Source organism: Candidatus Pelagibacter sp. Uisw_127 (genome assembly GCF_047722515.1).
In the GTDB taxonomy this organism is placed as follows: domain Bacteria; phylum Pseudomonadota; class Alphaproteobacteria; order Pelagibacterales; family Pelagibacteraceae; genus Pelagibacter.
In genome coordinates this window covers 697399-723247 of sequence record NZ_CP159815.1, presented here as the reverse complement: position 1 = coordinate 723247, position 25849 = coordinate 697399, and the positions used below count along the sequence as shown (strand labels likewise).

The window sequence follows — 25849 nt, the reverse complement described above, 5'->3', positions numbered from 1 at the left end:
TTTTAATTAAATAGTTTTTTAAACAAAGTATTTAATTTTTCTTTTTTTTCATAACCCATCCCAATAAATTTTGGAAAGGTTACGTGACTATTTTCAACTAAAGAAGAATCTGGAAATCCACCAAAAGGCTGAAATAAACTGGGATAAATTTCATTTCCACCTAAATTTAATCCTGCTGCAATATTACAAGAAATTTGATGTCCACCATGAGGTATTACTCTTGTTGAGCTCCAATTATTTTCTTTCATCATTTTTAATGTTTTTAGATATTCAACTAATCCATAACTTAAGGAACAATCAAATTGTAACCAATCAATATCTTTACGCATTCCACCATAACGAATTAAATTTCTAGAATCTTGCATTGAAAATAAATTTTCACCAGTAGCTAATCCATTTTTATAAGTTTTTGATAGTTCAGAATTTAATTGAAAATCTAGGGGATCTCCTGCTTCTTCGTACCATTTAAGATTATAAGGTTCTATTGCTGCTCCATATTCAATTGCTGTTTTTAGATCAAATCTACCATTTGCATCAACACATAAATTTTTACCATCCCCAACTAACTTTAAAACACTTTCAATTCTTTTTAAATCATCTTTTAAAGAAGCACCTCCTATTTTCATTTTAACCGTTGTAAATCCCAAATCTAAATAACCTTTCATTTCATCAAGAAGTAATGGAATATCTTTTCCTGGGTAGTAATAGCCACCAGCAGCATATACAAAAATTTTGTTAGTGAATTCTCCATTACCGTATTTTTTAGCTAAGTATTCATACAGTGGAACTTGTTCTATTTTTGAAACTATATCCCATATCGCCATATCTAAAGTTCCTACAGCCGTACTTCTTTCTCCATGACCACCTGGTTTTTCATTTTGCATTAAAACTTTTGAAATTTTTTCTGGACTAAAATTGTTACCTTCGTTGTTTAATAAGCCTTTTTCATTAGCTTCATTTAATCTAGGTATAAATCTTTTTGTTAAGAGTTCACTGACTGCATATCTTCCATTTGAATGAAAACCATACCCAACAACATTTTCACCGTTTATTTTGACATCAGTTTTTATTGCAACAACACTACAATCCATTTTTGCAAAACTGATATAAGCATTTTTGATGTCTGAACTGATCGAGAAGGTTTTTTCTTGAATATCAATAATTTTCATTTTTCTTAGTTATAGGGTAAATTTAAAATTTTTATGTTTAAATACTACTGATATCAAGATTTAAAACTTAAAAATATTAGTCATTTCTGCGCACATGCACGTTGACAGTAAGATTAAAAATAAATAGTTTTCTAGCTTAAATTAACAAACAAGAGGAAATATCTAATGAAATTAAAATCTTATATTAGTAAATTTTTTGCTGTTCTTTCACTTATAACTATTAGTTTAAGTGCTGCGAACGCAGGAGTTACGAACATAATTCCATTCGGCCCAGGTGGTGAATCTGATGTTACGGCTAGAATGCAACAACCTTATTATAAAGACATTTACAATGATGATATTGTTGTTCAGTACAAACCAGGTGGCGGCGGATCAGTAGGTTGGTCTTCTTTAAACTCAGAAAAAAGTGATGGTAGTGTTATTATGGGTGTAAACCTTCCACATATCATTATGCAACCGATTGCTAAAGGTGAAAAAGCTGGTTACAAAACAGAAGATGTAAATGTTTTCTCTTTTTTTCATTACACACCTGATGCAATTTTAGTAGAAGCATCAAGCCCTTACAAAACATTAGAAGAGTTAATGAGCTTTGCTAAAAAAAATCCAGGACAATTAACTTTTAGTGGATCTGGAACATATTCAGCAAATCATCTTTTAACTATTTCTTTAAATAAAAAAGCAAAAGTTAAAACTACTTACGTTCCTTTCAAAGGTACGGGTGCTGCTGTTCAAGCATTATTAGGTAAAGTAGTTGTGGCTGAAGCTGGCTATTCAACTGTTGCAGCTAAACAAGGTTCTAAAGTTAGAATGCTTGCTGTAGCATCGGAAGAAAGATTACCAGCTTTTCCAGATGTTCCTACTTTTAAAGAGTTAGGATATAACATTGTTTCTGGAGCATATAGAGGTTACGCACTTCCTAAATCTGCCTCTAAAGCAACAGTTAAAGAGTGGTCTGATCGTATTATGAAAATTAATGCTGATCCAGCCTTCATCAAACAAATGGAAGATAATGCTTTTGTAGTTGTCAACATTGGTCATAAAGAAATGAAAAAGTTTATGAAAAAACAAATGAAAGCCAACAAAGCTATCGCAAAAGAACTTGGTTTAATTAAATAATTAAGTCTTTGAATGACAAATATTTTTACAGATTTTTTGTCATCGTTAAGCCTACTTAATTTAGGCTTAGCATTTTCAGGAGTTTTGGCGGGCATCATTATTGGTGCTTTGCCAGGACTTTCAGCAACCATGGCGGTTGCTATTTTAGTACCTTTTACATTCGCACTCGAACCTTCTTCTGGATTAATCGTCCTAGGAGCGATTTATACAGGAGCCATTTTTGGAGGTTCATGGTCTGCAATCTTAATTAATACACCAGGCACACCTTCAGCTGTTGCAACTACATTTGATGGATATCCTATGGCCAAAAGTGGTAATGGTGATTTAGCTATGTCGATAAGCTGTATGTCATCATTTGTAGGTGGAATAGTAGGGGTTATATGTCTTGCGTTATTTGCGCCACCCTTAGCAAGCATTTCTCTAAAATTTGGTCCCACAGAATATTTTTGGTTAGCAATTTTAGGCTTAACCTTAATTTCAACGTTAGCAGAAGGAGATAATATCAAATCATTAATTGGAGCTTGCCTTGGTTTATTAATGTCTATGATTGGTGTCGCAGTTATTGGTGGTGATATGAGAATGACTTGGAATATCAGTTTTTTAAATAGTGGAATAGAAATTGTTAGTGCAATGATTGGACTTTTTTGTATTCCGGTTATTTTGGATTTAACTAGCATGAAAGGAAAGCATTTAAGTGAAAACACAACACCTAAAAGTTTAAGATTAAAAGAATCTTTTTTAATAATGTACCGTAAAAAATTTGAAGCATTAAGAGGAGCAATCATTGGAACTTTTATTGGTATCCTTCCAGGTGCTGGAGGAAGTATTGCAAGTATAGTTTCATATGGTGAAGCAAAAAGAAGTTCAAAAAATAAAGATAATTTTGGTAAAGGTGAACCAGAAGGTTTAATTGCATCAGAGACGGCAAATAATGCAACAGTTGGTGGTGGTTTTATTCCAACACTATGTCTTGGTATACCAGGCACTCCACCCGATGCAGTAATTTTAGGAGCATTATTAGTTCAAGGAATAAGAACAGGGGATACTTTGTTTACTCAGCAATCTTCAATTGTGTACACTTTTATATTTGGTTTGCTTTTAGCAACCATTATGATGTTGCCATTAGGATTGTTAATGGGAAGATACGCATACAAATCTATAATCAAAATACCTAGAGAAATATTAATTCCAATCATAATTTTTCTAACAATTATTGGCAGTTACTCAATTCAAAATAATATTCTAAATGTCTATTTCATGTTTTTTTTTGGTTTAATTGGCTGGATATTAAATAGAGCAGGATTTAAAGCATCACCAATCGTCTTAGGGCTGGTACTTGGGCAGATTGCTGAACAAGGATTTGTTCAAGCCTATATAATAGGCAGCGCTCAAGAAAATATTTTTGCAAATTATTTTGCAAGACCTATCTCAATTGCATTGGTGTTTTTTATTATAATGGGCTTATTTCTTCCCACTTTAAAAAGAATTTATAATAGGAGAAAAAATGCTTAAATTTGTTAAAGATAAAACATCCTTTATCTCTGGTATTTGTCTTATTTTCTTATCTCTACTTCTTTTTTATGAAGCAAGTACTTTAAGCCCCTTTGGTTCAGTTTTTCCATATGCAATAACAACTGCATTACTAATATTATCTGTAATTTTAATATTTCGCTCTTTTAAATTAGAAATTAAAGTCATTAATGAAAAGGTTTCATTTATTAAAATTCCTTTATTAATTGTAACATTTTTTGCTTGGATATATTTTTTAGAAAGAACTGGATTTATTTTAACGAGTTTAATTTCATTTAATTTGCTTATTTTAATTAATGCAGGTCAAAGTATTTCTATAAAGAAGATAATATTTTATATGTTATTAGGTAGTATATTCATTCTACTTTTATACTTTGGGTTTAAAAATTTATTATTAGTACCACTTCCAGAAGGTCTCTGGTTTAGAGCTTAAAATAGAAAGAAAAATATGTATAAAATTGGCATCATCGATACCATGAAGGATAAAGGTATTAACCTTTTAAAAAGTTACAAAGATTTTGACTGTGAAATTGTAACTGACCTATCTAGAGAAAATCTTTTATTAAAATTACCTGAGTTTGATGGGATTACCCTTAGAAGAGGTAAAATTGATAGAGAAATTTTAAGTAAATGTGACAAGCTCAAGGTTATTGCAAGACATGGCGTTGGTTATGATAGTGTTGACACCAAATGTTTAAAAGAAAAAGGAATTACTTTACTTGTGGCACACAATTCAACATCCACTTCTCCGGCAGAACATATAATGTTTATGATTATGAATATTTATAAAGGTGTTAGCATATTTGACACCATGGTTAGAAATGGAGATTTTGTTAAAGCAATACATTTGAATATTGAACAAAATTTTGAACTATTTGATAAAACAGTTCTTATTGCTGGCTTTGGTAGAATTGGAAAAAAACTAATTAAAAAATGCCTTGGTTTTGATATGAAGGTTTTAGTTTTTGATCCTTATGTTGATGATGTGACTATAGCATCTTTTGGAGGAGTAAAAATTGCATCCCTTGAAGAAGGTTTAAAAAAAGCTGATATTTTATCATTAAGCTTACCTTTAAATGATGAAACTAAAAATTTTATAACTCTAAAAGAAATGAAACTTATGAAAAAGAGTTCAATCATAATTAATGCTGCAAGAGGTGGGGTTGTTAATGAAGAGGATTTAAACAATGCCCTTGATAATAATATCATAGCGTTTGCTGGAATAGATGTTTTTGAAAAAGAGCCACCTGAATTAACGAACCCATTAATTACAAATAAAAAAGTAGTGTTGAGCCCACATTCTGCAACGTTTACTAAAGAAGGTCTAGAAAGTATGGCTGTTGAAACAGCTCAAAACATTATAGATTTTTTTGAAAATAAAATTGAAAATACTAAAATAGTTAAACTTTAATAGAATAGATTTAATCAAATTAATTAACCAAACTAAGATATGTTTTTAAATTCAAAACTACAATCTAGAGAAAAGCCAATAAGAGTTGTCTTCATTGGATGCGGAAAATTTGTTAGCATGTTTCTTGCTCAATATAATCAATTACAAAAAATCACTATTGATACTATCGTTGATATTAATATTGATAATGCAAAAAAGAACTGTCTTAAGAGCGGTTTAAGTACTGAGACAGTTGATAAAATAAATTTTGTAACTTCTTTAGATGAGGCAATAGATAGAGACGTTGAAGTTTTTATAGAAGCTACTGGAAATCCGATCATTGGAACAATTCATGCAATTAAAATTATAAAAAACAAGAGACACATTATATTAGTAAATGTTGAAGCTGATGTTACTTGTGGAAAATACCTTGCTGATCTTGCAAAAGAAAATAATGTTATTTGTTCAATGGCCTATGGAGATCAGCCTTCATTAATTATGGAGCAAATTGAATGGGCACAGTTAAATGGTTTTTCTGTTGTTTGTGCAGGAAAAGGAACCAAGTACCATCCAGATTTTGAATACTCAACACCTGATACGGTTTGGGGTCACTATGGTTTAAGTAAAGAACGTGCTGAAATTGAATCTGGCATGAACCCTAAAATGTTTAATAGCTTTCTTTGTGGTGATAAATCTGCAATTGAAATGTGTGCAGTCAGTAATGCATCAAACTTAAAATGTCCAAGTAATGGATTAACTTTTCCACCAGTTGGAGTGTATGATATTGCTAAAAAATTAATTCCAAAAGAAGAAGGGGGATTAATTGATTATGAAGGTCAAGTTGAGGTCATATCAAGTATTGATTTAAATCATAAAGATATTCCAAATGATCTCAGATGGGGAGTTTACATAGTAATTAAAGCTCAAAACCAATACGTCAAAAATTGTTTTAAAGATTATGGAATGGTGACCGACTCGTCTGGTAGTTATTCAGCTATATGGAGACCATATCATTATATTGGCTTAGAACTTGCTCAATCAATATATGCAATTGCACTTGATCAAAAAGCAACAGGGCAAACTATAAATTACAATGCGGATGTAGCAGCTTATGCAAAAAAAGATTTAAAAATAGGAGATCGATTAGATGGTGAGGGTGGTTTTTGTGCTAGAGGAAAACTAATTACTTCTAATAAATCTAAACAAGAAAACATATTACCGTTAGGTCTTACTGATAACGCTGTGTTAAAAAAAGACATAAATAAAGATGAGGTTATAAAAATTGATGATGTTGAGTTAAATTTACCTAAAGAGGTAATTGAAGCTAGAGATTATCAGTACAATTTAATATAAAAGGTTAATAAAATTATTTTATGAAAACATACAATATTGCATCAATAGCAGGAGACGGAATTGGAAAAGAAGTTGTCCCAGTAGCACAAAAAGTTTTAAAAAAAATTTCAGAACAACATCAATTTAAATTAATAATTGATGAATTTGATTTTTCATCGTGTGATTACTACGAGAAACATGGAAAAATGCTTCCAGATGATTGGAAGGAAAAAATTGAAAAACATGATGCCATTTTCTTTGGTGCCGTCGGTATGCCAGAGCGATATCCGGATCACATAACTTTATGGGGTTCATTATTAAAATTTAGAAGAGAATTTGATCAATACATTAATTTAAGACCAGTAAAATTATTTCCAGGAGTTAAATCGCCATTAGCAGACAAAAAACCTGGTGATATTGATATGATTATTGTTAGAGAAAATACAGAAGGAGAATATTCATCTGTCGGTGGTAGAATGTACGAGGGAACAGAACGAGAAATAGCTCTTCAAGAAACAATAATGTCCAAGCATGGTATTGATAGAGTCCAAAAATATGCTTTTGAAATAGCAAAATCACGTAAAAGAAAAAAATTAACTAGCGCAACAAAATCAAATGGTATTTCAATTACAATGCCATACTGGGATGAAAGATTTAATGCTAATAAAAAAGATTACACTGATATCGAAACTGATCAATTTCATATTGATATTTTAGTTGCAAGATTTGTTTTAAACCCTGAATGGTTTGATGTTGTTGTAGCATCAAATTTATTTGGAGATATTTTATCTGATTTAGGGCCAGCTTGTACTGGTACTATTGGTATTGCTCCATCAGCAAATATAAATCCTGAGAAAAAATTTCCATCTTTATTTGAACCCGTTCATGGTTCAGCACCTGATATTGCAGGCAAAGGTATAGCAAATCCTATAGGGCAAATTTGGTCTGGTGCTTTAATGTTAGATTATCTTGGTGAGAAAGAAGCGGCTAATACAATCATGTCTTCAATAGAAAAAACATTATTAGATAAAAAAAATAGAACAAAAGATTTGAGTGGAAAAAGTAATACACTTGAATGTGCGCAAGCTGTATTAGATAATTTATAATTAAATAAAATGATTAAAATAATTCCAAATAAAAAAAATATTGGAGCTGAAATCATTTGTGATATAATAAAACTTTCAAATCTAGATTTTAAAAAAATAAAATCAGCACTTAATAGATATGGTGTTATATATTTCAAAAAACAAAAATTAAGATCAAGCTCTTATGTTAAGTTTGCAAAAAATTTTGGTAAATTAGCAAATTATCCAAGGCTAAAAGGTTTAAGTAAAAAATATCCTCAAATTACAGTTGTTCAAAGAAAATCTTCAGATAAAGGACCTAGTTTTGGTGAACAATTTCATACAGACTCAATTTACACAAATAAACCACCAAGGTTTACCATGTTGTTTTCTAAACTTGTTCCAAAAAAAGGTGTTGCTAATACCGAGTTTTGTTCTCAATATTTGGCTTTTAGAAATTTACCAACAAACATTAAAAAGAAATTAAAATTAGTCAAAGGTGTTTACTCATCAGAAGGTCCAATATCAATTACCACTAAAGAAAGAGTTAAAGAAAAAGGAAAAAAAATTAAAGAGTTAATCTCAGTTCATAAAATTTTTAAAAAAATAAACTTAAATTATACAATTTATTGTAGCCCAGGACATTTCATGGGCTTTAAACCAATAATTAAAGATCAATTAAAATTAAAGAAATTTTTATCAAAACATCAAATTAAGAAAAAATTTCAATATTCATTAGAGTGGGAAAAAAACCAATTAGCAATTTGGGATAATAGATCTATGCTTCATCAAGCAACTCCATTTAAAGGTAATAGAATAATGCACAGAATAACAATTCATTAATCAAATCAGATTATAAAGTTACAGAATATCAGTATAATTTAATCTAAAATCTAGCCTATAAGACTACTAAATCCAGTTTTTGCTTACCAAGTCTCTCATTACCATTCTCTGTCACAAGGTAGGTTTCTCCTAAATTCATGGCTAAATTGTTGTCTGAATCCATCAATATCATGTGCATGAAGAAGACATTACCAGGAGTAATTACATAAGGATTACCTGTGTATAACATTGGCCAGTCCATCCAATTGGGAGAGAAGGTTGCCGCTAATGAATAACCACAAGCATTCATTCTTGCTTTATTGTATCCAAGATTATCAAAAGTTTTAGCATGTATATCAAATACATCTCCAGCAGTTTTTCCTGGTATTAAAGTTTTTGCACAATTGTTTAAAGCTCCAACACAAGCTTCGTGCATCTTAATATGTTTTGGATCAGCTTTACCAATGGGAATTGTTCTAAACATTGCAGAGTGATAATGCTTATAAGTTCCAGCCCATTCAATAGTTAGCTGATCAGTTTCAGATAGAATTCTTTTCTCAGATTGATATCTACATAGTAATGCATTGTGTCCTGAGCCTATAATATATTCATTTGCTGGATAATCACCACCACCCTCTAAAACTACTCTTTGCATTTCAGCTAGAATCTTTGCCTCACTAGCTCCAGCTTTCGCATATTTCCATGCTTCATTAAGAGCATGATCGGCAAGCTCTGCAGCTTTTTTTACATAAACAATTTCTTCTTGAGATTTAATAACCCTATGTTTAGTAATTAGTTCTGATTGATCTTCTACTTCACAATAACCTTCTAGTGACTTATTTAGTCTTAAAGCGTTACGACCCGTCATACCGTAAGCTTCATATTCAATTCCAATTTTTTTATCTTTTAAATTTAGTTCATTTAAGATGATTTTAAGATCATCTGTCGGATTAGACTGGTCTTTATCTACCCAAATTCTTATATCTTCAATATTGGATGTGTTTTGTGCCTGTCTTAAATCTGGCGCTCTTGTTAGAAGAATAACATTTCCTTTTTGGTCTAATAATAACATTTGAAAAAAAACATAGCCAAAGGTGTCATATCCTGTAAGCCAAAACATAGACTCTTGCCTAAACATTAAAAGAGCATCAAGGTTTTGCTCTTTCATAGACTTTAATGTTGCTAGTTTTCTTTTTTCGAATTCTTGTTTGCTAAAATGAAGTGCCATAATAAAAACTATAACTTTTTAAAATATTAAGCACAAGTAAGCTTAAACTTTTATTGGTTCATATTAAAACAAACCCAAATTATTGTTAATTATTAAGGCTTTTGTTAAATGATATTCTAAAATTTAGTGAATAATTGCTTTAGCTGAACCAAGTTGAGTTACTTTACCAGTATAAAGACCCTTACCTAAGATGGGCACAACACCAACAGTTGATCCTGTGAATACATAAAAATCTTTATCAAGATTTACTTTATCTTTTTTCAATTCATTCAACACAAATCTAAGTGAGTTTAATGGGTTTATGTAAACTGTGTTTGTATTTCCATCGACACTTTGTCCAATTTTTTTATTAGCAATATTTGTCTTTAAGTTTTCAATATTAATTCTTTTGTATTTTTTCTTTTGTCCAATCAAAAACTTAACATTAGCACCAAAATCACTACATAAATCACCAAAACTAGTTATGCCTTTTTTCTTTTGTCTATAACCGATAACCTCAATGCAAGGAGCCATGTGAGAAATATGTTTTGTTACATTTTTCATGGTAATTGATCCTTTTGATGAGAAAAAGTTTCTCTTAATCAGGTAACAAACTTCAAGCTCTACACCTAAAGTAGACTTATTAATTTTTACTTTTTTTCCACTTTTTATAAAATTCTTTTTAAAGATTGCAGCATAGAAGGGCTTCTTTTCTTTAAGTTTTTTCATGACAGATATACCTGTTCCTGCAGCTTTAAATCCAATTATTGGATCTTTAACTTTACTCTCACATAATTTTCTTAACTTTTGAGCTTCATTTAATGTCTTTGTAAATTTTGTAGGAATGGGTGCAATTATTTTATTGTTAACAAATGCATTAACTAATTTATCTGCTGTTTTTTCTAATAAGGTTTTTTTCATTATTGAATGTTTAGTATAGTTGCAGGATCTAGTCTAGTACCAAACCAATTAAGTCTTACATCAAGATGAGGCCCAGTTGATCTACCTGATGAACCAACAGTTGCGATGATATCTCCTTTTTTAACATGATCACCTACATTTACAAAAATTTCATCCATATGCATGTAGAGAGTTGAAATTCCATGACCATGATCAAAAATTAAAGTTGCACCAGTATAAAATAAGTCTTTTTCAGCTAGAGTAACAATACCATTATTCATTGCTTTAACAGGAGTACCTTTTTTTTGGGCAAAATCCAAACCATAGTGAGGCCATTTGGGTATGCCATTTAAAATTCTTTGACTGCCATAAACACCAGTAATTATTGCATCATCAACAGGAATAATAAATTTTTCTTTAAAAAACTGTAAGTCACTTTCAATCTCTCTCGCATCGGCTATTAATTTATTTTCTTTTTTAATTCTTACGTAAAATTCTTCAGGTGGCGTAACCTTTTTTTTAGGTAAGCCATCAATTTTTTGAATATTGTATTTTCTCTTTTTTATTGTTTTAACAATTTTGTTATTGTTTTCAGTGATTGTAATGTCAAATTTTCTATCTTTTTCAATCCCAAATGCAAAATAACCATCCCTTGACACTTTAATTTTTTTTTTATCTATTAAAATTGATGTACCAGGTTTAGTTTTTCCAATAATGAAATGTCCTTGAGTAAATTTTCCCTGAAATTCTACTGCAAAAGATTGAGTTGAAAAAAATAATGCTACTAATAAAAGTAATCTATATATTACTTTGCAGTCCATCCACCGTCTACTAAGATTGATGTGGCCGTAACCATTGATGATGCAGAAGAAGCTAAAAAACAAACACTTGTTGCGACATCACTTTCTGTTGCTAACTTTCCCATAGGAATATTATCTAAAGCTAGTTTTTTAAATTCTTTATTTTTAAAAAATTTTTTAACCATTGGTGTTGCAACAAAAGTAGGGGCTACTGTATTTACTCTAATATTATTTTTTGCAAGCTCAACACCCATACCTTTAGTTAAACCTTCAATTCCAAATTTTGTCATATTATAAACATTTCTACCCGCCATTCCAACATGACCAAGTTGAGAGGACATATTAATAATTGATCCACCTCTTTTTTTATTTTTTAACATTTTTTTAACAACTAATTGAGCCACATTAAAAGCAGCTTTTAGGTTTAAATCTACTAAGTAGTTCATACTTTCTTGCTTAATTTTTTCAAAAGGTTCTGGGATATTTGTACCAGCATTATTAACTAAAATATCAACGATTTTAATCTTATCTAAATTTTCTTTTAAATCTTTGTAATTCATTACATCACAATTAACTTTGATAACTTTACCTTTTATCTTTTTTATTTCTTTTTCAAGTTTATCAAGATCTGATTGAGTTCTACTTAATGCAATAATTGTTGCTCCAGCTTCAGCAAGAGCAATAGAGCAGGCTCTTCCTAATCCCTTGCCAGCACCTGTAACTAATGCATATTTGTTTTTAAGATTTATTTTTTGTAAGTACATTTAAATAAACAATTTTAAATCTGTATAGATTAATTCGATTGCAACAACCAGTATAGCAACTAAACCAATCCAAGCTATCCATTTATATTCATTAATCCATCTTGATATTACAGTAGCAGCTGTTGCCATAAGGATTATTGATAAAGCTAAACCAAATATTAGTAATACATAGTGATCGCCAGCAGCACCAGCTACACCTAAGACATTATCCAAACTCATTGTAAAATCAGCAAGTAAAACTGTCCATATAGCTTTCATGAAACTTGAATTATCTACTTTAATATCTTCGTCACCAGGCTGACCTTTGATTACATCTGTGTAGAGTTTGTAGACTATATAAAGGAGAAGCAATCCTCCTATCAGTCTTAACCCTGTTATTTGTAATAAATAAGCAGTTAGCATGGTTAAGATAATTCTTAAAATTACCGCACCACCTATCCCCCAAAAAATTACTTTTTTTCTTTGTTCCATTGGAAATTTCGAAGCTACCATTCCAATAATAATGGCATTATCTCCTGCTAAGACTAAATCTATAAATATAATTTGACCTAAGATTACAAGCTGCTCAGGTCCAAATAATTCTGCAAACATCAGTTGCTTAGTATCATATCAGCACCTTTTTCTGCAATCATTATTGTAGGTGCATTAGTATTACCAGAGGTGATATTGGGCATTATAGAAGCATCAATCACTCTTAAATTTTTTATTCCATGAACTTTTAGTTGATCATCAACAACAGCCATATCGTCTTGACCCATTTTACATGTTCCAACTGGATGAAATATTGTTTGTGCATAATTACTTGCAGCTTTCACTAGCTCTTCGTCATCTTGAATATTGGCACCAGGTCTAAATTCTTCAGGTTCATATTGTTTAAATTCATTGCTTTCTAAAACAATTTTTCTAATTAATCTTAAACCTTTAGCAGCTACTATCCGATCCTCATCACTTGAAAGATAATTCATCTTAATCTTTGGATTTTCTCTACTGTCTTTACTTATAATATTAATTTCACCTTTACTCGTCGGTCTGATGTTTGCAACAGTAGGGGTAAATGCAGCAAAATCATGTAAATTTGAACCACCCAATTTATCTGTACTAATTGGTTGAACATGAAATTGTAAATTAGGAGTTTCTTTAGATGAGTCACTTTTTGCAAATCCACAAAGTTGACTAGCACCCATAGTCATTGGACCACTTCTTAAAAAAACATATTCCATTCCAATCATTAATTTACCAATTAGACTGTTAATCTTTTTATTCAAAGTTTTAATATTTTTAACTTTATAAACAGGTCTAAACATTAAATGGTCTTGTAAGTTCTTACCTACACCAATAGAGTTTTTTACAACATCAATTCCAAGTTTAGATAATTTTTCACCATTACCAATACCAGAAGTTTGAAGAATTTGTGCAGAACCAATTGAACCAGCACTTAAAATTATTTCCTTGTTTGCTTTAGTTGTAAAAGATTGATTATTTTTCCAGTAAGAAACACTGACAGCTTTTTTATTTTCAAAATTTACCTTTTCAACATGACACTTTGTTTCAATCTTTAAATTTTTTCTATTCTTAATTGGATTTAAATACCCTACAGCTGTGCTACATCTTAAGCCATTCTGTTCTGTTACTTGAAAGTAACCACATCCAAAATTATCACCCTTGTTAAAATCATTCACTTTAGGAATACCAATTTCTTGAGCTGCATTCATGAAAGCATCTAATATAGGTAATTTTATTCTTTGGTCTGAAACAGATAATGGTCCACCAACACCATGAAATTGACTTTGGCCTCGCTCTTGATTTTCAGCTTTTAAAAAATAAGGCAAAACATCATTCCAGCTCCAACCCTTATTTCCCAATTGCCTCCAAATATCATAATCTTGCTCTTGCCCTCTTATATAAAGTAGTCCGTTTATAGAGGAGCTTCCACCAAGAGTTTTTCCTCTAGGGTAGGGTATAGATCTGTTTTCCATCGTTTCATCAGGCTCTGTTTTATAACACCAATCCGTTTTTGGATTATGCATTGTTTTATAATACCCAACTGGAATATGAATCCATGGGTAGGAATCGTTTCCACCAGCTTCAATTAAAAGAACTTTATGATTAGGATTTTCTGATAATCTATTTGCTAGCACGCACCCTGCTGATCCAGCTCCTAATATTATATAATCAAAATTTTCCATTAGATAAGAATGTTTATAATCCCAAAAAATAAAAATACCACTATTTGCAATGATTTGGAGGTAAATATCTCTGTATATTAATACTTGTTTTAGATTTTATTTTAATACATTGTTCACTCTTTAAAAAACAACAGAGAGGGAAATTAATATGAAAAAAATCATATCATTATTTGTAGGATCTCTTCTTCTAACTGTCATGACAGTTACAGGAGCTTCTGCACAAACTCTTAAGTGTCAAACCGTAATTAGTGCAAAAGCTGATGAAGTAGTGATGTTGAAAGACTTCACTGATACAGTTACTGAACTAACCGGTGGATCTCTTAAGTTCGAAATTATGCCAGCAGGATCAGTGGTTGGTGTTAAAGAAACTTTAGATGCCGTTGATAAAGGATTAATCGATTGTGGTTTTGCTTGGACTCACTATTGGTCAGGCGATCACCCAGCAGCTATGTTATTTGGTTCGCCAGTAGCAGGTGCAGGTGTTGGTATTGATAATATCGCATTCTTATCTTGGTTCCAATATGGTGGTGGTAAAGAACTTTACGACCAACTATGGACTGAAATGGGAAGAGACATCAAAGGATTTATGTTACAACCAGTAGGACCTGAAGCTTTAGGTTGGTTCAAAGAGCCAATTAATAGCATGGCCGACTTTAGAAAGTACAAGTTCAGAACTCCTCCGGGAATTCCTGGCCAAACTTATAAAGACATTGGTGTAGCTTCTGTTGCAATGGGTGGTGGAGATATTTTACCAGCTCTTGAAGCAGGAACAATTGATGCTGCTGAATGGTGTTGTCCTAAGCCGGACATGGTATTCGGTTTCCAGAAAGTTCTAAAACATTACTATCTACAAGGTCTTCACCAAGTAGTAGTAAATGCTGATTTCTATATTACAGGCTCTAAATACAAAAAGATGTCTGCTTTAGAGAAAAAAGCTTTAGAAGTTGCTGCGAATGCATCTTTATCAAAATCAATGAGTTACAGAATATATGAAAATGGAAAAGCTTTACATACGTTGACTACGAAGCATGGTGTTATTTTACATGATACTCCTGCTGACTATTTCCCAGCGTATATGGCTGCAGCAAAAGCAGCTTTAGAAAAAAATGCGGCTAAGAACCCATTCTTTGCTAAAGTATGGCAGTCTCAAAAAGACTTTGCTGACATAGCTGTACCTTTTTGGTCTGGATCTCAAATGTCAAATGCTAAGCTAGGAATGGCTCACGCAGAAACATTAAAGTAGTATTTAGATATAAATAATTATAACTGAAGCGGGCTTAACAGTCCGCTTCATTTTTTTTAGAGAATTTAATTATGCCAAGAAACCACAATTCAAAAAATCCTAAAAAATTAATCAAGCCTATGAAGCTTGATATTTCAGATGAGATGATCGCTGAAAGAAGAGGTGGTTCAGGACCAATGCCAAAAAATATGCCTAAATGGATGGCATTAACTATTACAAAAATTGATTTAGCTAATAAATGGGTAGGTAATATAGTTTGCTGGCTCGTAATACCTTTAACTTTTGCTATGGTTTATGAAGTTTTAGCTCGTAAAATTTTTAATGCTCCTACAATGTGGGCGTATGATATTAGCAGGTTTTTATATGGAGCTTTATTTATGTTGGGAGCAGGTTATGCCCTATCAAAAGGTGTTCATATAAGAGCAGATTTTTTGTACAGAAATTTTAAAACTAAAACTCAAGGTAAAATTGATTTTTGGTTATATCTTGTATTTTATTTTCCAGGACTAAGTGTATTTTTGTACATGTCGACGATTTTCTTACAAGAATCTATTATGAGAGGTGAGAAGGGCATGGACACTGCTTGGATGCCATTTATGTGGCCAATTAAATCATGTTTATGGTTAGGAATAGTATTTTTAATTATTCAGGGAATTTCAGAATTATTTAAAAGTTATTGGGCAGCCACTAAAGGTAAGTGGCCAGGGGGAGAAAACTAATGTTAGCAGAATTCATGGACCCAGCTATCTTAGGCTTTATCCTTATTGGTGTAATGTTGTTTTCTATATTTGTAGGTTTTCCAATTTCATTTACTTTAATATTTTTAGGATTCTTCTTTGGATATCTAGGATTTGGTAAATTAGTATTTTATTTGATGACCTTACAGTTTTCAATGGTCATGACAGAACAAACACTTGCAGCTGTACCGCTCTTTGTTTTTATGGGAATTATGATGGAGCAAGCTGGGTTAATGGAAAGGTTATTTTCAGCATTTCAATTAATGCTAGCTAAAGTAAGAGGCTCTTTATACTACGCTGTATTATTTGTTTCAGTTATTTTTGCAGCAGCTACAGGAATTGTTGGTGCATCAGTGACAATTTTAGGAATTATGGCTGCAAAATCTATGAACAAATCAGGTTATAATGTTCGATTAGCTGCAGGAACAATTACAGCGGGTGGAACCTTGGGTATACTAATTCCACCAAGTATTATGCTTGTGGTAATGGGACCTATTATGGAAATACCCGTTACAGATTTATTTGCTGCAGCAATTATTCCAGGAATTATGTTAGCAACACTTTATGCAGCATACACAACTATTAGATGTTGGATTGATCCAAGTTTAGGACCGGTTCTACCTGTTGAGTTAAGGGCAACTAGTATGACAGCTGTTTGGAAAGAATTCTTTATTGGATTAGTTCCACCTGCAGCATTAGTATTTGCTTCACTTGGAAGTATTTTGTTTGGTTTTGCCACACCGACAGAGGCTGCTGGTTGTGGTGCAATGGGCTCATTATTATTAGCTCTTGCTTACAGAAAATTAACATTTGGAAGATTACAAGAAGCTTTAGTTAAAACTTTAGAAATTTCTGCATTAATAATGGTTTTAGTCGCAGCATCAAACTTCTTTGGAGCGGTATTTTCAAGATTAGGAACACCAATGTTATTAACTGATTTCTTGTTAGGTTTAGAAATGAATAGATATTTAATCCTTGCAATGATTATGGTTATGATTTTTCTTTTAGGATGGCCTTTAGAATGGGTACCAATTGTTATGATTATAGTGCCAATTATATTACCCTTAGTTGAGGCACTTGGATTTAACTTAACCTGGTTTGCAATTCTTGTTGCTGTAAATCTCCAGACCGCCTGGCTCTCACCACCTGTTGCTCTATCTGCTTATTTTTTAAAAGGTGTAGTTCCAGAATGGGATCTTAAAGATATTTACCACGGGATGATGCAGTTTATGGTTATTCAAGTTATTGGCTTAATTTTAATTATAGCATTTCCACAGATTGCTTTATGGCTTCCAACCTATCTATATGGACAGTAGATTTTATTAGTTTATTATCTAAAGTGTGAATCAAAATAAATCAAAAAATAGTTTAATTAACTGGGAACTAGTTTCTGTTAATCCTAATGATAAAAACTGGGATTGGAAAGATCTATTTTGCTTTTGGGGTAATAATATTCAAAGTGTAATTGGATTTTCTCTTATAGCATCACTTTATTTGGTTTATGAGTTAAATGTTTTCGTTGTTTTATTTGGAACACTAATAGCCTCATTTTTTATCTATTTTTTTGCTAATCTTATTGGAAAACCATCACAAAAATATGGCCTACCTTTTTCAGTAATCTTAAGAAGCTCCCTAGGAATTAAAGGAGCAAAATATGTTGGTCTCTTTAGAGGCCTGGTTGGTATTTTCATGTTTGGTATTCAAACTTATTTTTTATCGAGATTATTTAGTTTTTTAATAAGAATCTCTATTTTTTCTTTTGATAGCACTATTTTAGATTATGATATTTTTTTAATTTTTCTTTTAGGATTAAACATTATTGATTGGGTATCATTTGTCATTACCATTATTTTGCAAGCCTTCTTGTTTAGTAAAAGCCATCAATTTAATAGATTTATTATAAGATTTTCAGCTGTAACTGTATATTCGGGAATGTTAATATTTTTTTTAGTAGTATTTCTTTATGACGTTAAAGTTACTTCCACAGCATTTGCAGACATTTTTTCAATTAATAATATTTTTGATAAAGGTAATTTAGCTCCATTAATTACAGTTGCAGGTACAGTTTTTGCATTCTTCTCAATCGTAATTGTAAATTATGGTGATTTTAGTAGGTATGTAAAAAATGAAAATGAATTAAAAAAAGGCAATTTAAGTTTAATTCTAAACTTGTTATTATTTTCTTTTTTTGCTGTCTTTATTGTTATTGGTGCAGATATTTTTTTAAATAAAAATTTAGAAAATATGGAAAGAATATTAACAAACCCAACAGACATCATTGGAAAAATTGATAATACAAAATTAACTATAATAGTTTTATTTTTTATAATTTTTTCATCAGCATCTACAAACTTAATTGCTAATTATGTGCCAACACAAAATACATTGCTAAACCTTATGCCCACTAAACTTAATTTAAAAACTTCAGCAGTTATTATTGCTCTTTTAGGTTTTATTATTGGTATTTTTTGGTTACCACTATTGAGCCAAATTGGAATTTTAGCTTTTGTGGACACTTGTGGAGCATTTTTTGGACCTCTATTTGGCATTATGGTTGTTGATTATTATTTAGTTAAAAAAACTAATTTAGATAATAAGAATATTTTTTCTCTAAAAAAGAATGGTTTGTATTTTTACTCTAATGGCTGGCACATTAAAGCTATCTACTCCTTAGTTTTAGGTTTTATTTTTGCTGCTTCAACAATTTGGAATGAAAGTTTAATGTATTTTCATTCCTACTCTTGGATGATTGGAGCTTTTATCTCTTCATTAATATATTACTTACTAGTTAGTAAATAGTTTTATGCATCAATTTGATTTAAAAAATAAAACAGCAATTATTACAGGTGGAGCCCAAGGGTTTGGCCTTGATATCGCTAAACGCTTTTTAAACTCTGGTTCAAAAGCTATTATTTGGGACATTGACGAAGATGAATTAAAAAAAGCTGTTAAACAATTAGATAACCCAAACCTTTCATATAATGTTGTTGATGTGTCTAATTTTAAAAATGTTAAAGAAACTGTAGATAAAATAGCAAAATCTTCAAACATTGATATTTTAATCAATAATGCTGGAATTACTGGCTCAACATCATCACTTTGGAATTATGATGTTGATGAGTGGAATAAAATTGTTCAAATTAACTTAATAGGCACTTTTAATTGCTGTAAGTGCGTGGTGCCTTATATGATTAAAAATGATTATGGTAGAATTGTTAACGTTGCTTCTGTAGCTGGAAAAGATGGAAATGCTAATGCAAGCGCTTATAGTTCAGCTAAAGCTGGTGTTATTGGACTAACCAAATCTTTAGGAAAAGAATTGGCTGATAAAAACATTGCTGTCAATGCTGTTACGCCTGCTGGGGCCAAAACAAGAATTTTAGACCAGATGTCAAAAGAACATGTAGCGAGAATGTTATCAAAGGTTCCAAGAGGTAGATTTTTAGAAATAAAAGAATTCACATCCCTTATTTGTTGGCTTTCATCTGGGGATAACTCATTTTCAACAGCTGCTGTATTTGATATTAGTGGCGGTAGATCTACTTACTAATTGTAGTTTTAAGTATCTCAATATCAGTTTTATTTTCTTTAGAAATGACTGGTGCTAGTAAAATTATTGACCAATAAATTAATAGTACAAATATCGAAATTGATTTCATACTACCTATTTATTGAGTAATGGTGATCTTAGCTTGTTTAAAGTATGTTCAAATGTTGTTTTTTAAAAAATATTAGGTATATCATTTCTTTATGAAAAAATTTTTTCTAACAACTTTACTAATCTCATTCATGATTTCAAATAGCGTTATAGCTGAAAAAGTTACTGTTTTTAATTTTACTGAAGATGAACTTGAAACATTACAGGTTAAAAAGGTTAAAGGTGAAACAACATGGAGCCTAGGTTCTGATGAAAATGGCAACTTTATTAAAGCAGAAGCCGAAGGTAAAGGCTCAGGCTTAGGTAAGGAAGTTAAAATTGATTTATTAAAAACACCCTTTATCAATATTACGTGGAAAGTCGAAAAGGATTTATCTGGAATAGTAGAAAATAGTAAAAAAGGCCATGATTATGCGGCCAGAGTATTTGTCATAAAAAAAACTGGGTCCACACCCTTATCTAATAGAGCTATAAATTATGTATTTTCAAGCAATAATGACATTGGGGAAAATTGGCCTAGCCCCTACACAAAAAAGTCAATTGATTATGTATTATCTTCAACAAAAAATAATCTAAATAACTGGGTGACTGTTAAAGCTAATGTTAAGGAGGATTTTATGAGGCTACATGGGATAACGGTTTCAGATATATCCGGAGTTGCGATAATGACAGATACCGACAACTCTAAATTAAACGCTATATCTTATTACCAAGATATTTACTTTTCAGCAAAATAAAGAATTACTTAAGGATTTTTTTAAGCCCAATGCTTAAAAAAGATAAAAGTATGGCAACCAAAACATCTTCTATAGGTGCGGCACCAGGTACACCAAAATTCCATAAAACAACTCCAATTAACCATATTATATAAACTTTCATTAATATTATTATATCCCAGTTTACTGTTAAATAATTATTTTTTTGATAATGTGTAATTGTGCACAAAAGTTTTTTTCACAAAGTTAAAGTTTATTATGAGGACACCGATGCAGGTGGAGTTGTTTATTATGCAAATTATTTAAATTTTCTAGAAAGAGCACGAACAGAGGCTTTATTAGTATTGGGGTTTAATAATAAAAAAATTAAAGAAGATTTTGGAGCACAAATAATAGTTAAGTCGTGTAATATTAATTATAAAATATCAGCATTACTAGAAGATGAATTAAGTATAAGATCTTGGGTAAAATCAACTACCAAAACATCATTTTTTATGAATCAGATTATTTCAAGAGGAGAGGAGATAATTACAGAAGCGCAGGTTCATTTAGTGTTTGTAAACAATTTTGGAAAACCAATAAAAATTCCAGATAATTTATTTCAAGATTTTAAACCTTATTTTTGTGACACACTCAATCATTAGAGTATTTTCTTAGCTGCTCTAAGTAGACTTATCATTTTTTTTGCATCAAGCACTTTTGTATTTACATTTCGTGGGCTAGGGTGATAGCAAGGAATTAAAATTTTTCCATCTGGTAGGTTGTATTTAGCACCATGCATAAATATTAATTTTTTATCAATGGTATAATTTTTTTTATAAAATTTTATACAATTATCGAATGCAATTTTTCCTAAGGTTATTATAACTTTTAAGCTTTTTAAATTTTGAATCTCATTATCAAAATAATTTGAGCAGTTGCTTAGCTCTATATTTAGTGGCTTGTCATCAGGTGGCACACATTTTAAAATATTAGTAATATAGGCACTATTAAGTTTCAAACCATCTCTACTATGTATGGATGTGGGTAAGTTGGATATACCCGTCTTATGTAGGCATTTAAATAGAAAATCACCAGACTTGTCACCAGTAAATGCTCTGCCAGTTCTTGTTCCACCGTGAGCTGCTGGCGCAAGACCAATAATCATTAATTTTGCATTTAAGTCTCCAAAGCCAGTAACTGGTTTTCCCCAGTAAACCTCTGATATATTTTGTCTTCTTCTTATACTTGAAATTTTTTTACTTAATTTTATTAACCTAGGGCATTTTTTACATTTAATTATTGTATTATTCAGTTTTTTAAATTTAATGTTCATCAATGAAGCTAATTAAAATTATTATATTCTTACTTATATCTTTCAATACGTCATTAAAAGCTAATTCAGAGAATAATGTGCAGAACATATTAAACAAAGGTGGGAAATTAATATTTATAAGACATGCTTATGCTCCAGGTGGAGGAGATCCGGATAATTTTGAAATATCAAATTGTGCATCGCAAAGAAACTTAAATGAGGAAGGTATTGAGCAATCAAAGAGAATAGGAAATTTTTTTTTAAAAAAAGATATAATGATTGATAAAATATTATCTAGTGAATGGTGCAGATGTAAGCAAACAGCCAAATATGCCTTTAAAAATTATGAAACTAAAAGTTTTTTAAATTCATTTTTTAGTAAAAAATTTGCTGACAACAAAGACAAACAAATCAAAGAATTAAAAGAATATATAAAAAAATGGAATGGTAAAAGTAACTTAATATTTGTAACACATTATGTTGTAATTTTAGAAATTTTAAACATATCTGTTTTGTCGGGTGAAATTGTTGTTGCAGATAAAGACTTTAATATTCTTGCTAGACAAAAGACTTCAATTAATTAAAACTATATTTTATTATAAAAAAATATAGAATAAGTATATGTCATCAAAAAAAGCAATGAAGTTAGCACAAAAGCAAGCTTTTGCAAAACATCGAAGCAATATTACAGATACTAAGTTTGGATCAAAAAAATTAAACTTTATTAATAAACCTAATAAAGCTAGCGTTACAAATAAAAAATCTTAACTTTCTTTCTCATAAATTTCTACTTTACTACAAGTAGATATTTTTGAAATAGCTTCTTCACCATTAATTACTGTTTTAATGTTAATCATGGGGTTATTTTTTTCAAAAACTAGTTGAGTATAAAACTGTGGATAACCAACTTTATCTGTAAAAATTAAATCTTTATCCATGTATAAGAATTTCTCTAAAGTATTCTCTTTTTTTATACTCAAATCAGTTATTCTATGTTTTTTATATGTTTTAGTGTCATAAACATAATTTCTTGTCATTAAAGACTTTTCAAAATCTAAAATGTATTCATTTTTAATAAAACCATCATTTAGATTTTTGCAACCTGTTAAAAGCATAATCTCTGAAAAAACTATTGTTTGAAAATTAATAAAAATTAATGAAAAAAATAAAAAAGTAATTTTAAAATTATTTTTTTTCATATTTATCAGCGTATAGAAGTGCAACTAGTAAAATTGCAGTCCAAGCAATTCCTATAAAGGCCTTAGGTCCAGTCTCAGCACTCCATACATCCAAAACCAAAGCACCAAAGATTACTCCCAATATGTAAACCAATATAGCTATTGTAGATTTAGTCATTATTTAAACTTTTTTTAAAAAGAGAAATACCACTTTCTATTTTATGTTTGTATGAATCTTTAAAACTCTCTAGTTGCCAACCAGTCAGTCTTTTTTGAATACCTGTTAAATTATCATTTTTCCACTGGTTAGAGGTATTTTCTAATTTCCATAATTTTTTTTCTTCATTACTTCTCCCACATCCATAACAGTAGCCTGTTTGTGGATCTGTTTTGCATATGCTTATACAGGGTGAAATAATCATTTTTTTAAAATATCAGTAAATATAATTGATTATTAATATATTTCATAATTAATGTCATTGGACAAATGATATCAATAATATATAAAGCCACAAGAATTGTGGGCGAATGGCGGAATTGGTAGACGCGCTGGTCTTAGGAACCAGTATTGAAAGATGTGAAGGTTCGAGTCCTTTTTCGCCTACCAGGAAGTTATAAAATTATGAAAGTAACAGTAGAAAATATAAAAGGCTTAAATAAAGAAGTTAAAGTTTTCATAGATAAAAAAACTATGAACACTTATATGGATGAAAAATATGCGGAAATTAAAAAGACTGTTAATTTAAAAGGTTTCAGACCAGGAAAAGTTCCAAAAGAAATTCTTAAAAGACAATTTGGCCAAGCAATTTTTAGTGAAGTCCTGGATAAGGTTCTTAAAGATACATCTGTTAAAGCTTTAGAGGATAGTAAAATTAAACCAGCGGGACAACCCAAGCTTGACCTTAAAACTTATGGTGAAGATAAAGATTTAGAATACGTAATGTCTATAACTGAACTACCAAAAGTAGAGCTTAAGTCAGTAGAGAATATAAAATTTGATGAATATACAGTTAAAATAGACGCAAGTGAGACTGATAAAAGAATTAAAGAAATAGCAAAAAGTCAAAATAATTTCATAGATGTTGCTGATGAAGCTAATGCTGTTGATGGAAATTCTGTTGTATTTGATTACAAAGCTACAATTGATGGAAAAGATTTTACTGGTGGTGAAGGAAAAAATACACAATTAATTCTTGGAAAAGATTTATTTATTAAAGGATTTGATAAGCAATTAGTGGGAGTTAAAAAAAATGAAGAAAAGTTAGTAGAAGCTGTGCTACCTGAAAATTATCCACAAAAAGAATTTGTAAATAAAAAAGCTAAATTTGTTTGTAAAATTTTAGCTGTAAAAAAATCTGAAACTGTAAAAATTAATGATGATTTTGCAAAAAATTTAGGAGCAAAAGATCTTACTGATCTAAAATTATTAGTTTCAAAACAAATTAACGACGAATATAAAAATTCTTTAGATAAATTAGCTAAAACTCAAATTTTAAAAGAAATTGAAAACTTTAAAGTTGATGAAATTCCAAGCAACCTAGTAGATGAAGAGGTTAAAATACTAGCTCAAGGTATGAGCGAAGAGGATATTAAAAAAAGTAGAAAAAATTTTGAAGATGTGGCAAAAAAAAGAATTAAAGTTGGATTAATTTTGAATGAATTTGGAGAACAGAATAAAATAAAAGTTACAGAACAAGAAGTTCAAGCTGAAGTTCAAAAACAACTTAGAATGATGCCGGGACAAGAAAAAATGGTTATGGATTTTTATCAAAAAAATCCATCTGCACTACAAAGTTTAAGAGGAACCGTTTATGAAGAAAAAATTATTGATGCAATTAAAACAAAGGCAAAGCCTAATAAGAAAGAAATATCCAAAGAAGAAGCTGAAAAAATTTTAAAGGAACACCAAAAACAAGACCATGACCACAGTCATGACCATCCACAAGAAAAAAAAGCAGTTGCTAAAAAAGATGCATCTAAGTCAAAAGCTGAAAAACCTAAAGAAACTTCAAAAAAAAAAGTTAGCAAAAAGTAATCACAAGTTGTATAAGTTAAAAGAATCAACTTATGACAATAAATTTTTCAGAACAAATGAACAATTTAGTCCCTATGGTAGTGGAGCAATCCAACAAGGGTGAAAGAGCTTATGATATCTATTCAAGACTTTTAAAAGAAAGAATAATTTTTTTGGTTGGTCCGATTAATGATAATGTCGCATCTTTAGTTACAGCTCAGCTTTTATTTTTAGAATCTGAGGATCCAAAAAAAGAAATTAATTTATATATAAATAGCCCAGGTGGATTGGTTACAGCAGGTCTAGGTATTTATGATACAATGCAATATATTAAGCCTGATGTTTCAACTTTGTGTATTGGCCAAGCAGCTTCAATGGGGTCTTTTTTATTAGCTGCTGGTAAAAAGGGTAAAAGATTTTCATTACCTAATTCTAGAATAATGGTTCATCAACCATCAGCTGGATTTCAAGGTCAAGCAACAGATATAGAAATACATGCTAATGAAGTTCTGGCTTTAAAAAAAAGACTTAATGAAATTTATTCAAGGCATACCGATAAATCAGTCGATGATGTTAAAAAAGCACTAGAGAGAGATAATTTCATGACTCCAGATGTGGCAAAAGACTTTGGTTTAATAGATGAAGTGGTAGAAAATAGATCTTAACCCACAATATCTTGAGCTGGATTAAACATACACTTGATTAGTATGACTCTTCTATATTAGAGTA

General features: G+C 30.5%; 30 protein-coding genes and 1 tRNA gene. 19 read left to right on the top strand and 12 right to left on the bottom strand.

Features of this window, described 5'->3' with window-relative positions; all coding sequences use genetic code 11:
- Window positions 1-2: 2 nt before the first annotated feature.
- On the bottom strand, window positions 3-1169 hold the full coding sequence (locus ABXT65_RS04000; protein WP_415322382.1) for a mandelate racemase/muconate lactonizing enzyme family protein: 1167 nt from the start codon (window positions 1167-1169) through the stop codon (window positions 3-5).
- A 165-nt stretch (window positions 1170-1334) separates the two neighbouring features.
- Here ABXT65_RS04000 and ABXT65_RS03995 point away from each other — a divergent pair, with 165 nt between their 5' ends.
- Genes ABXT65_RS03995 through ABXT65_RS03965 form a run of 7 tightly spaced genes read left to right on the top strand, consistent with a single transcriptional unit; the run spans window position 1335 to window position 8444 of the window.
- Window positions 1335-2285: a tripartite tricarboxylate transporter substrate binding protein gene (locus tag ABXT65_RS03995; RefSeq protein WP_415322380.1), complete on the top strand. Its 951-nt coding sequence runs from the start codon at window positions 1335-1337 to the stop codon at window positions 2283-2285.
- 12 nt (window positions 2286-2297) lie between these two features.
- Window positions 2298-3797 carry a tripartite tricarboxylate transporter permease gene (locus ABXT65_RS03990; RefSeq protein ID WP_415322378.1) on the top strand — a complete coding sequence of 500 codons (1500 nt, stop codon included), beginning with the start codon at window positions 2298-2300 and terminating at the stop codon, window positions 3795-3797.
- Entirely contained in the window at window positions 3790-4248 is a 459-nt protein-coding gene (locus tag ABXT65_RS03985; RefSeq protein ID WP_415322376.1) for a tripartite tricarboxylate transporter TctB family protein, read from the top strand. Before ABXT65_RS03990 ends, ABXT65_RS03985 begins: the two co-directional genes overlap by 8 nt.
- A gap of 15 nt (window positions 4249-4263) precedes the next feature.
- Window positions 4264-5226, top strand: a complete 963-nt coding sequence (locus ABXT65_RS03980) for an NAD(P)-dependent oxidoreductase (protein WP_415322375.1) — start codon at window positions 4264-4266, stop codon at window positions 5224-5226.
- Window positions 5227-5265: 39 nt separating this feature from the next.
- A complete protein-coding gene (locus ABXT65_RS03975) occupies window positions 5266-6558 on the top strand; it encodes an NAD(P)H-dependent oxidoreductase (protein ID WP_415322373.1) in 1293 nt (430 codons plus the stop codon).
- A 20-nt stretch (window positions 6559-6578) separates the two neighbouring features.
- Entirely contained in the window at window positions 6579-7643 is a 1065-nt protein-coding gene (locus ABXT65_RS03970; RefSeq protein WP_415322371.1) for a tartrate dehydrogenase, read from the top strand.
- A 9-nt stretch (window positions 7644-7652) separates the two neighbouring features.
- Window positions 7653-8444 (top strand): TauD/TfdA dioxygenase family protein, encoded by a 792-nt coding sequence (locus tag ABXT65_RS03965; RefSeq protein WP_415322369.1) that lies wholly within the window; start codon window positions 7653-7655, stop codon window positions 8442-8444.
- A gap of 55 nt (window positions 8445-8499) precedes the next feature.
- Here ABXT65_RS03965 and ABXT65_RS03960 read toward each other — a convergent pair whose 3' ends face one another.
- From ABXT65_RS03960 to ABXT65_RS03935, 6 genes are all read right to left on the bottom strand, one after another.
- Window positions 8500-9651 carry a M24 family metallopeptidase gene (locus ABXT65_RS03960; RefSeq protein ID WP_415322367.1) on the bottom strand — a complete coding sequence of 384 codons (1152 nt, stop codon included), beginning with the start codon at window positions 9649-9651 and terminating at the stop codon, window positions 8500-8502.
- 123 nt (window positions 9652-9774) lie between these two features.
- Window positions 9775-10551: a fumarylacetoacetate hydrolase gene (locus ABXT65_RS03955; RefSeq protein WP_415322365.1), complete on the bottom strand. Its 777-nt coding sequence runs from the start codon at window positions 10549-10551 to the stop codon at window positions 9775-9777.
- The gene (locus tag ABXT65_RS03950; protein ID WP_415322363.1) at window positions 10551-11351 is read right to left on the bottom strand and encodes a M23 family metallopeptidase; all 801 of its coding nucleotides are present in this window, start codon (window positions 11349-11351) and stop codon (window positions 10551-10553) included. Before ABXT65_RS03950 ends, ABXT65_RS03955 begins: the two co-directional genes overlap by 1 nt.
- Entirely contained in the window at window positions 11336-12094 is a 759-nt protein-coding gene (locus ABXT65_RS03945) for an SDR family NAD(P)-dependent oxidoreductase (RefSeq protein WP_415322361.1), read from the bottom strand. The genes ABXT65_RS03950 and ABXT65_RS03945 overlap by 16 nt, the downstream gene beginning before the upstream one ends.
- On the bottom strand, window positions 12095-12685 hold the full coding sequence (locus ABXT65_RS03940) for a TerC family protein (RefSeq protein WP_415322359.1): 591 nt from the start codon (window positions 12683-12685) through the stop codon (window positions 12095-12097).
- Window positions 12685-14280 carry a GMC family oxidoreductase gene (locus ABXT65_RS03935; RefSeq protein ID WP_415322358.1) on the bottom strand — a complete coding sequence of 532 codons (1596 nt, stop codon included), beginning with the start codon at window positions 14278-14280 and terminating at the stop codon, window positions 12685-12687. The genes ABXT65_RS03940 and ABXT65_RS03935 overlap by 1 nt, the downstream gene beginning before the upstream one ends.
- 148 nt (window positions 14281-14428) lie before the next feature.
- On the opposite strand from ABXT65_RS03935, the gene ABXT65_RS03930 reads away from it, so the two are divergent.
- The 6 genes from ABXT65_RS03930 (at window position 14429) to ABXT65_RS03905 (ending at window position 20655) form a co-directional block, all read left to right on the top strand.
- On the top strand, window positions 14429-15523 hold the full coding sequence (locus ABXT65_RS03930) for a TRAP transporter substrate-binding protein (protein ID WP_415322356.1): 1095 nt from the start codon (window positions 14429-14431) through the stop codon (window positions 15521-15523).
- A gap of 71 nt (window positions 15524-15594) precedes the next feature.
- The gene (locus tag ABXT65_RS03925; RefSeq protein ID WP_415322354.1) at window positions 15595-16242 is read left to right on the top strand and encodes a TRAP transporter small permease subunit; all 648 of its coding nucleotides are present in this window, start codon (window positions 15595-15597) and stop codon (window positions 16240-16242) included.
- A complete protein-coding gene (locus tag ABXT65_RS03920) occupies window positions 16242-17576 on the top strand; it encodes a TRAP transporter large permease (protein WP_415322352.1) in 1335 nt (444 codons plus the stop codon). Before ABXT65_RS03925 ends, ABXT65_RS03920 begins: the two co-directional genes overlap by 1 nt.
- A gap of 25 nt (window positions 17577-17601) precedes the next feature.
- A complete protein-coding gene (locus ABXT65_RS03915) occupies window positions 17602-19059 on the top strand; it encodes a cytosine permease (RefSeq protein WP_415322350.1) in 1458 nt (485 codons plus the stop codon).
- Between the two features lie 4 nt (window positions 19060-19063).
- Complete coding sequence (locus ABXT65_RS03910) at window positions 19064-19810, top strand: SDR family NAD(P)-dependent oxidoreductase (protein ID WP_415322348.1); 747 nt, start codon at window positions 19064-19066, stop codon at window positions 19808-19810.
- Window positions 19811-20010: 200 nt separating this feature from the next.
- Entirely contained in the window at window positions 20011-20655 is a 645-nt protein-coding gene (locus tag ABXT65_RS03905; RefSeq protein ID WP_415322346.1) for a DUF3047 domain-containing protein, read from the top strand.
- 4 nt (window positions 20656-20659) lie between these two features.
- On the opposite strand, the gene ABXT65_RS03900 is transcribed toward ABXT65_RS03905, so the two are convergent.
- Window positions 20660-20797, bottom strand: a complete 138-nt coding sequence (locus ABXT65_RS03900) for a hypothetical protein (RefSeq protein WP_415322344.1) — start codon at window positions 20795-20797, stop codon at window positions 20660-20662.
- A 58-nt stretch (window positions 20798-20855) separates the two neighbouring features.
- On the opposite strand from ABXT65_RS03900, the gene ABXT65_RS03895 reads away from it, so the two are divergent.
- Window positions 20856-21278, top strand: coding sequence for a YbgC/FadM family acyl-CoA thioesterase (locus tag ABXT65_RS03895; RefSeq protein WP_415322342.1), 423 nt, complete (start codon window positions 20856-20858; stop codon window positions 21276-21278).
- On the opposite strand, the gene ABXT65_RS03890 is transcribed toward ABXT65_RS03895, so the two are convergent.
- Window positions 21275-21949 carry a uracil-DNA glycosylase gene (locus ABXT65_RS03890; protein ID WP_415322340.1) on the bottom strand — a complete coding sequence of 225 codons (675 nt, stop codon included), beginning with the start codon at window positions 21947-21949 and terminating at the stop codon, window positions 21275-21277. The two genes, ABXT65_RS03895 and ABXT65_RS03890, sit on opposite strands and share 4 nt — an antisense overlap.
- 2 nt (window positions 21950-21951) lie before the next feature.
- Between ABXT65_RS03890 and ABXT65_RS03885 the strand changes: the two genes are divergently transcribed.
- A complete protein-coding gene (locus ABXT65_RS03885; protein WP_415322338.1) occupies window positions 21952-22512 on the top strand; it encodes a histidine phosphatase family protein in 561 nt (186 codons plus the stop codon).
- Window positions 22513-22549: 37 nt separating this feature from the next.
- Window positions 22550-22696, top strand: coding sequence for a hypothetical protein (locus ABXT65_RS03880; RefSeq protein WP_415322337.1), 147 nt, complete (start codon window positions 22550-22552; stop codon window positions 22694-22696).
- On the opposite strand, the gene ABXT65_RS03875 is transcribed toward ABXT65_RS03880, so the two are convergent.
- From ABXT65_RS03875 to ABXT65_RS03865, 3 genes are read right to left on the bottom strand one after another with little or no spacing between them, the layout of a single operon-like run.
- A complete protein-coding gene (locus ABXT65_RS03875) occupies window positions 22693-23127 on the bottom strand; it encodes a hypothetical protein (protein ID WP_415322335.1) in 435 nt (144 codons plus the stop codon). The two genes, ABXT65_RS03880 and ABXT65_RS03875, sit on opposite strands and share 4 nt — an antisense overlap.
- Complete coding sequence (locus ABXT65_RS03870; RefSeq protein ID WP_415322333.1) at window positions 23114-23284, bottom strand: hypothetical protein; 171 nt, start codon at window positions 23282-23284, stop codon at window positions 23114-23116. The genes ABXT65_RS03875 and ABXT65_RS03870 overlap by 14 nt, the downstream gene beginning before the upstream one ends.
- Window positions 23277-23528 carry a DUF1289 domain-containing protein gene (locus ABXT65_RS03865; protein WP_415322332.1) on the bottom strand — a complete coding sequence of 84 codons (252 nt, stop codon included), beginning with the start codon at window positions 23526-23528 and terminating at the stop codon, window positions 23277-23279. Before ABXT65_RS03865 ends, ABXT65_RS03870 begins: the two co-directional genes overlap by 8 nt.
- A gap of 100 nt (window positions 23529-23628) precedes the next feature.
- Between ABXT65_RS03865 and ABXT65_RS03860 the strand changes: the two genes are divergently transcribed.
- The 3 genes from ABXT65_RS03860 to clpP all read left to right on the top strand — a co-directional run bounded on the left by ABXT65_RS03860 (window position 23629) and on the right by clpP (window position 25785).
- A tRNA-Leu gene (locus tag ABXT65_RS03860) sits at window positions 23629-23713 on the top strand.
- Between the two features lie 15 nt (window positions 23714-23728).
- A complete protein-coding gene (tig, locus tag ABXT65_RS03855) occupies window positions 23729-25141 on the top strand; it encodes a trigger factor (protein ID WP_415322330.1) in 1413 nt (470 codons plus the stop codon).
- A gap of 32 nt (window positions 25142-25173) precedes the next feature.
- The gene (gene clpP, locus ABXT65_RS03850; protein WP_415322328.1) at window positions 25174-25785 is read left to right on the top strand and encodes an ATP-dependent Clp endopeptidase proteolytic subunit ClpP; all 612 of its coding nucleotides are present in this window, start codon (window positions 25174-25176) and stop codon (window positions 25783-25785) included.
- Window positions 25786-25849: the final 64 nt, after the last annotated feature.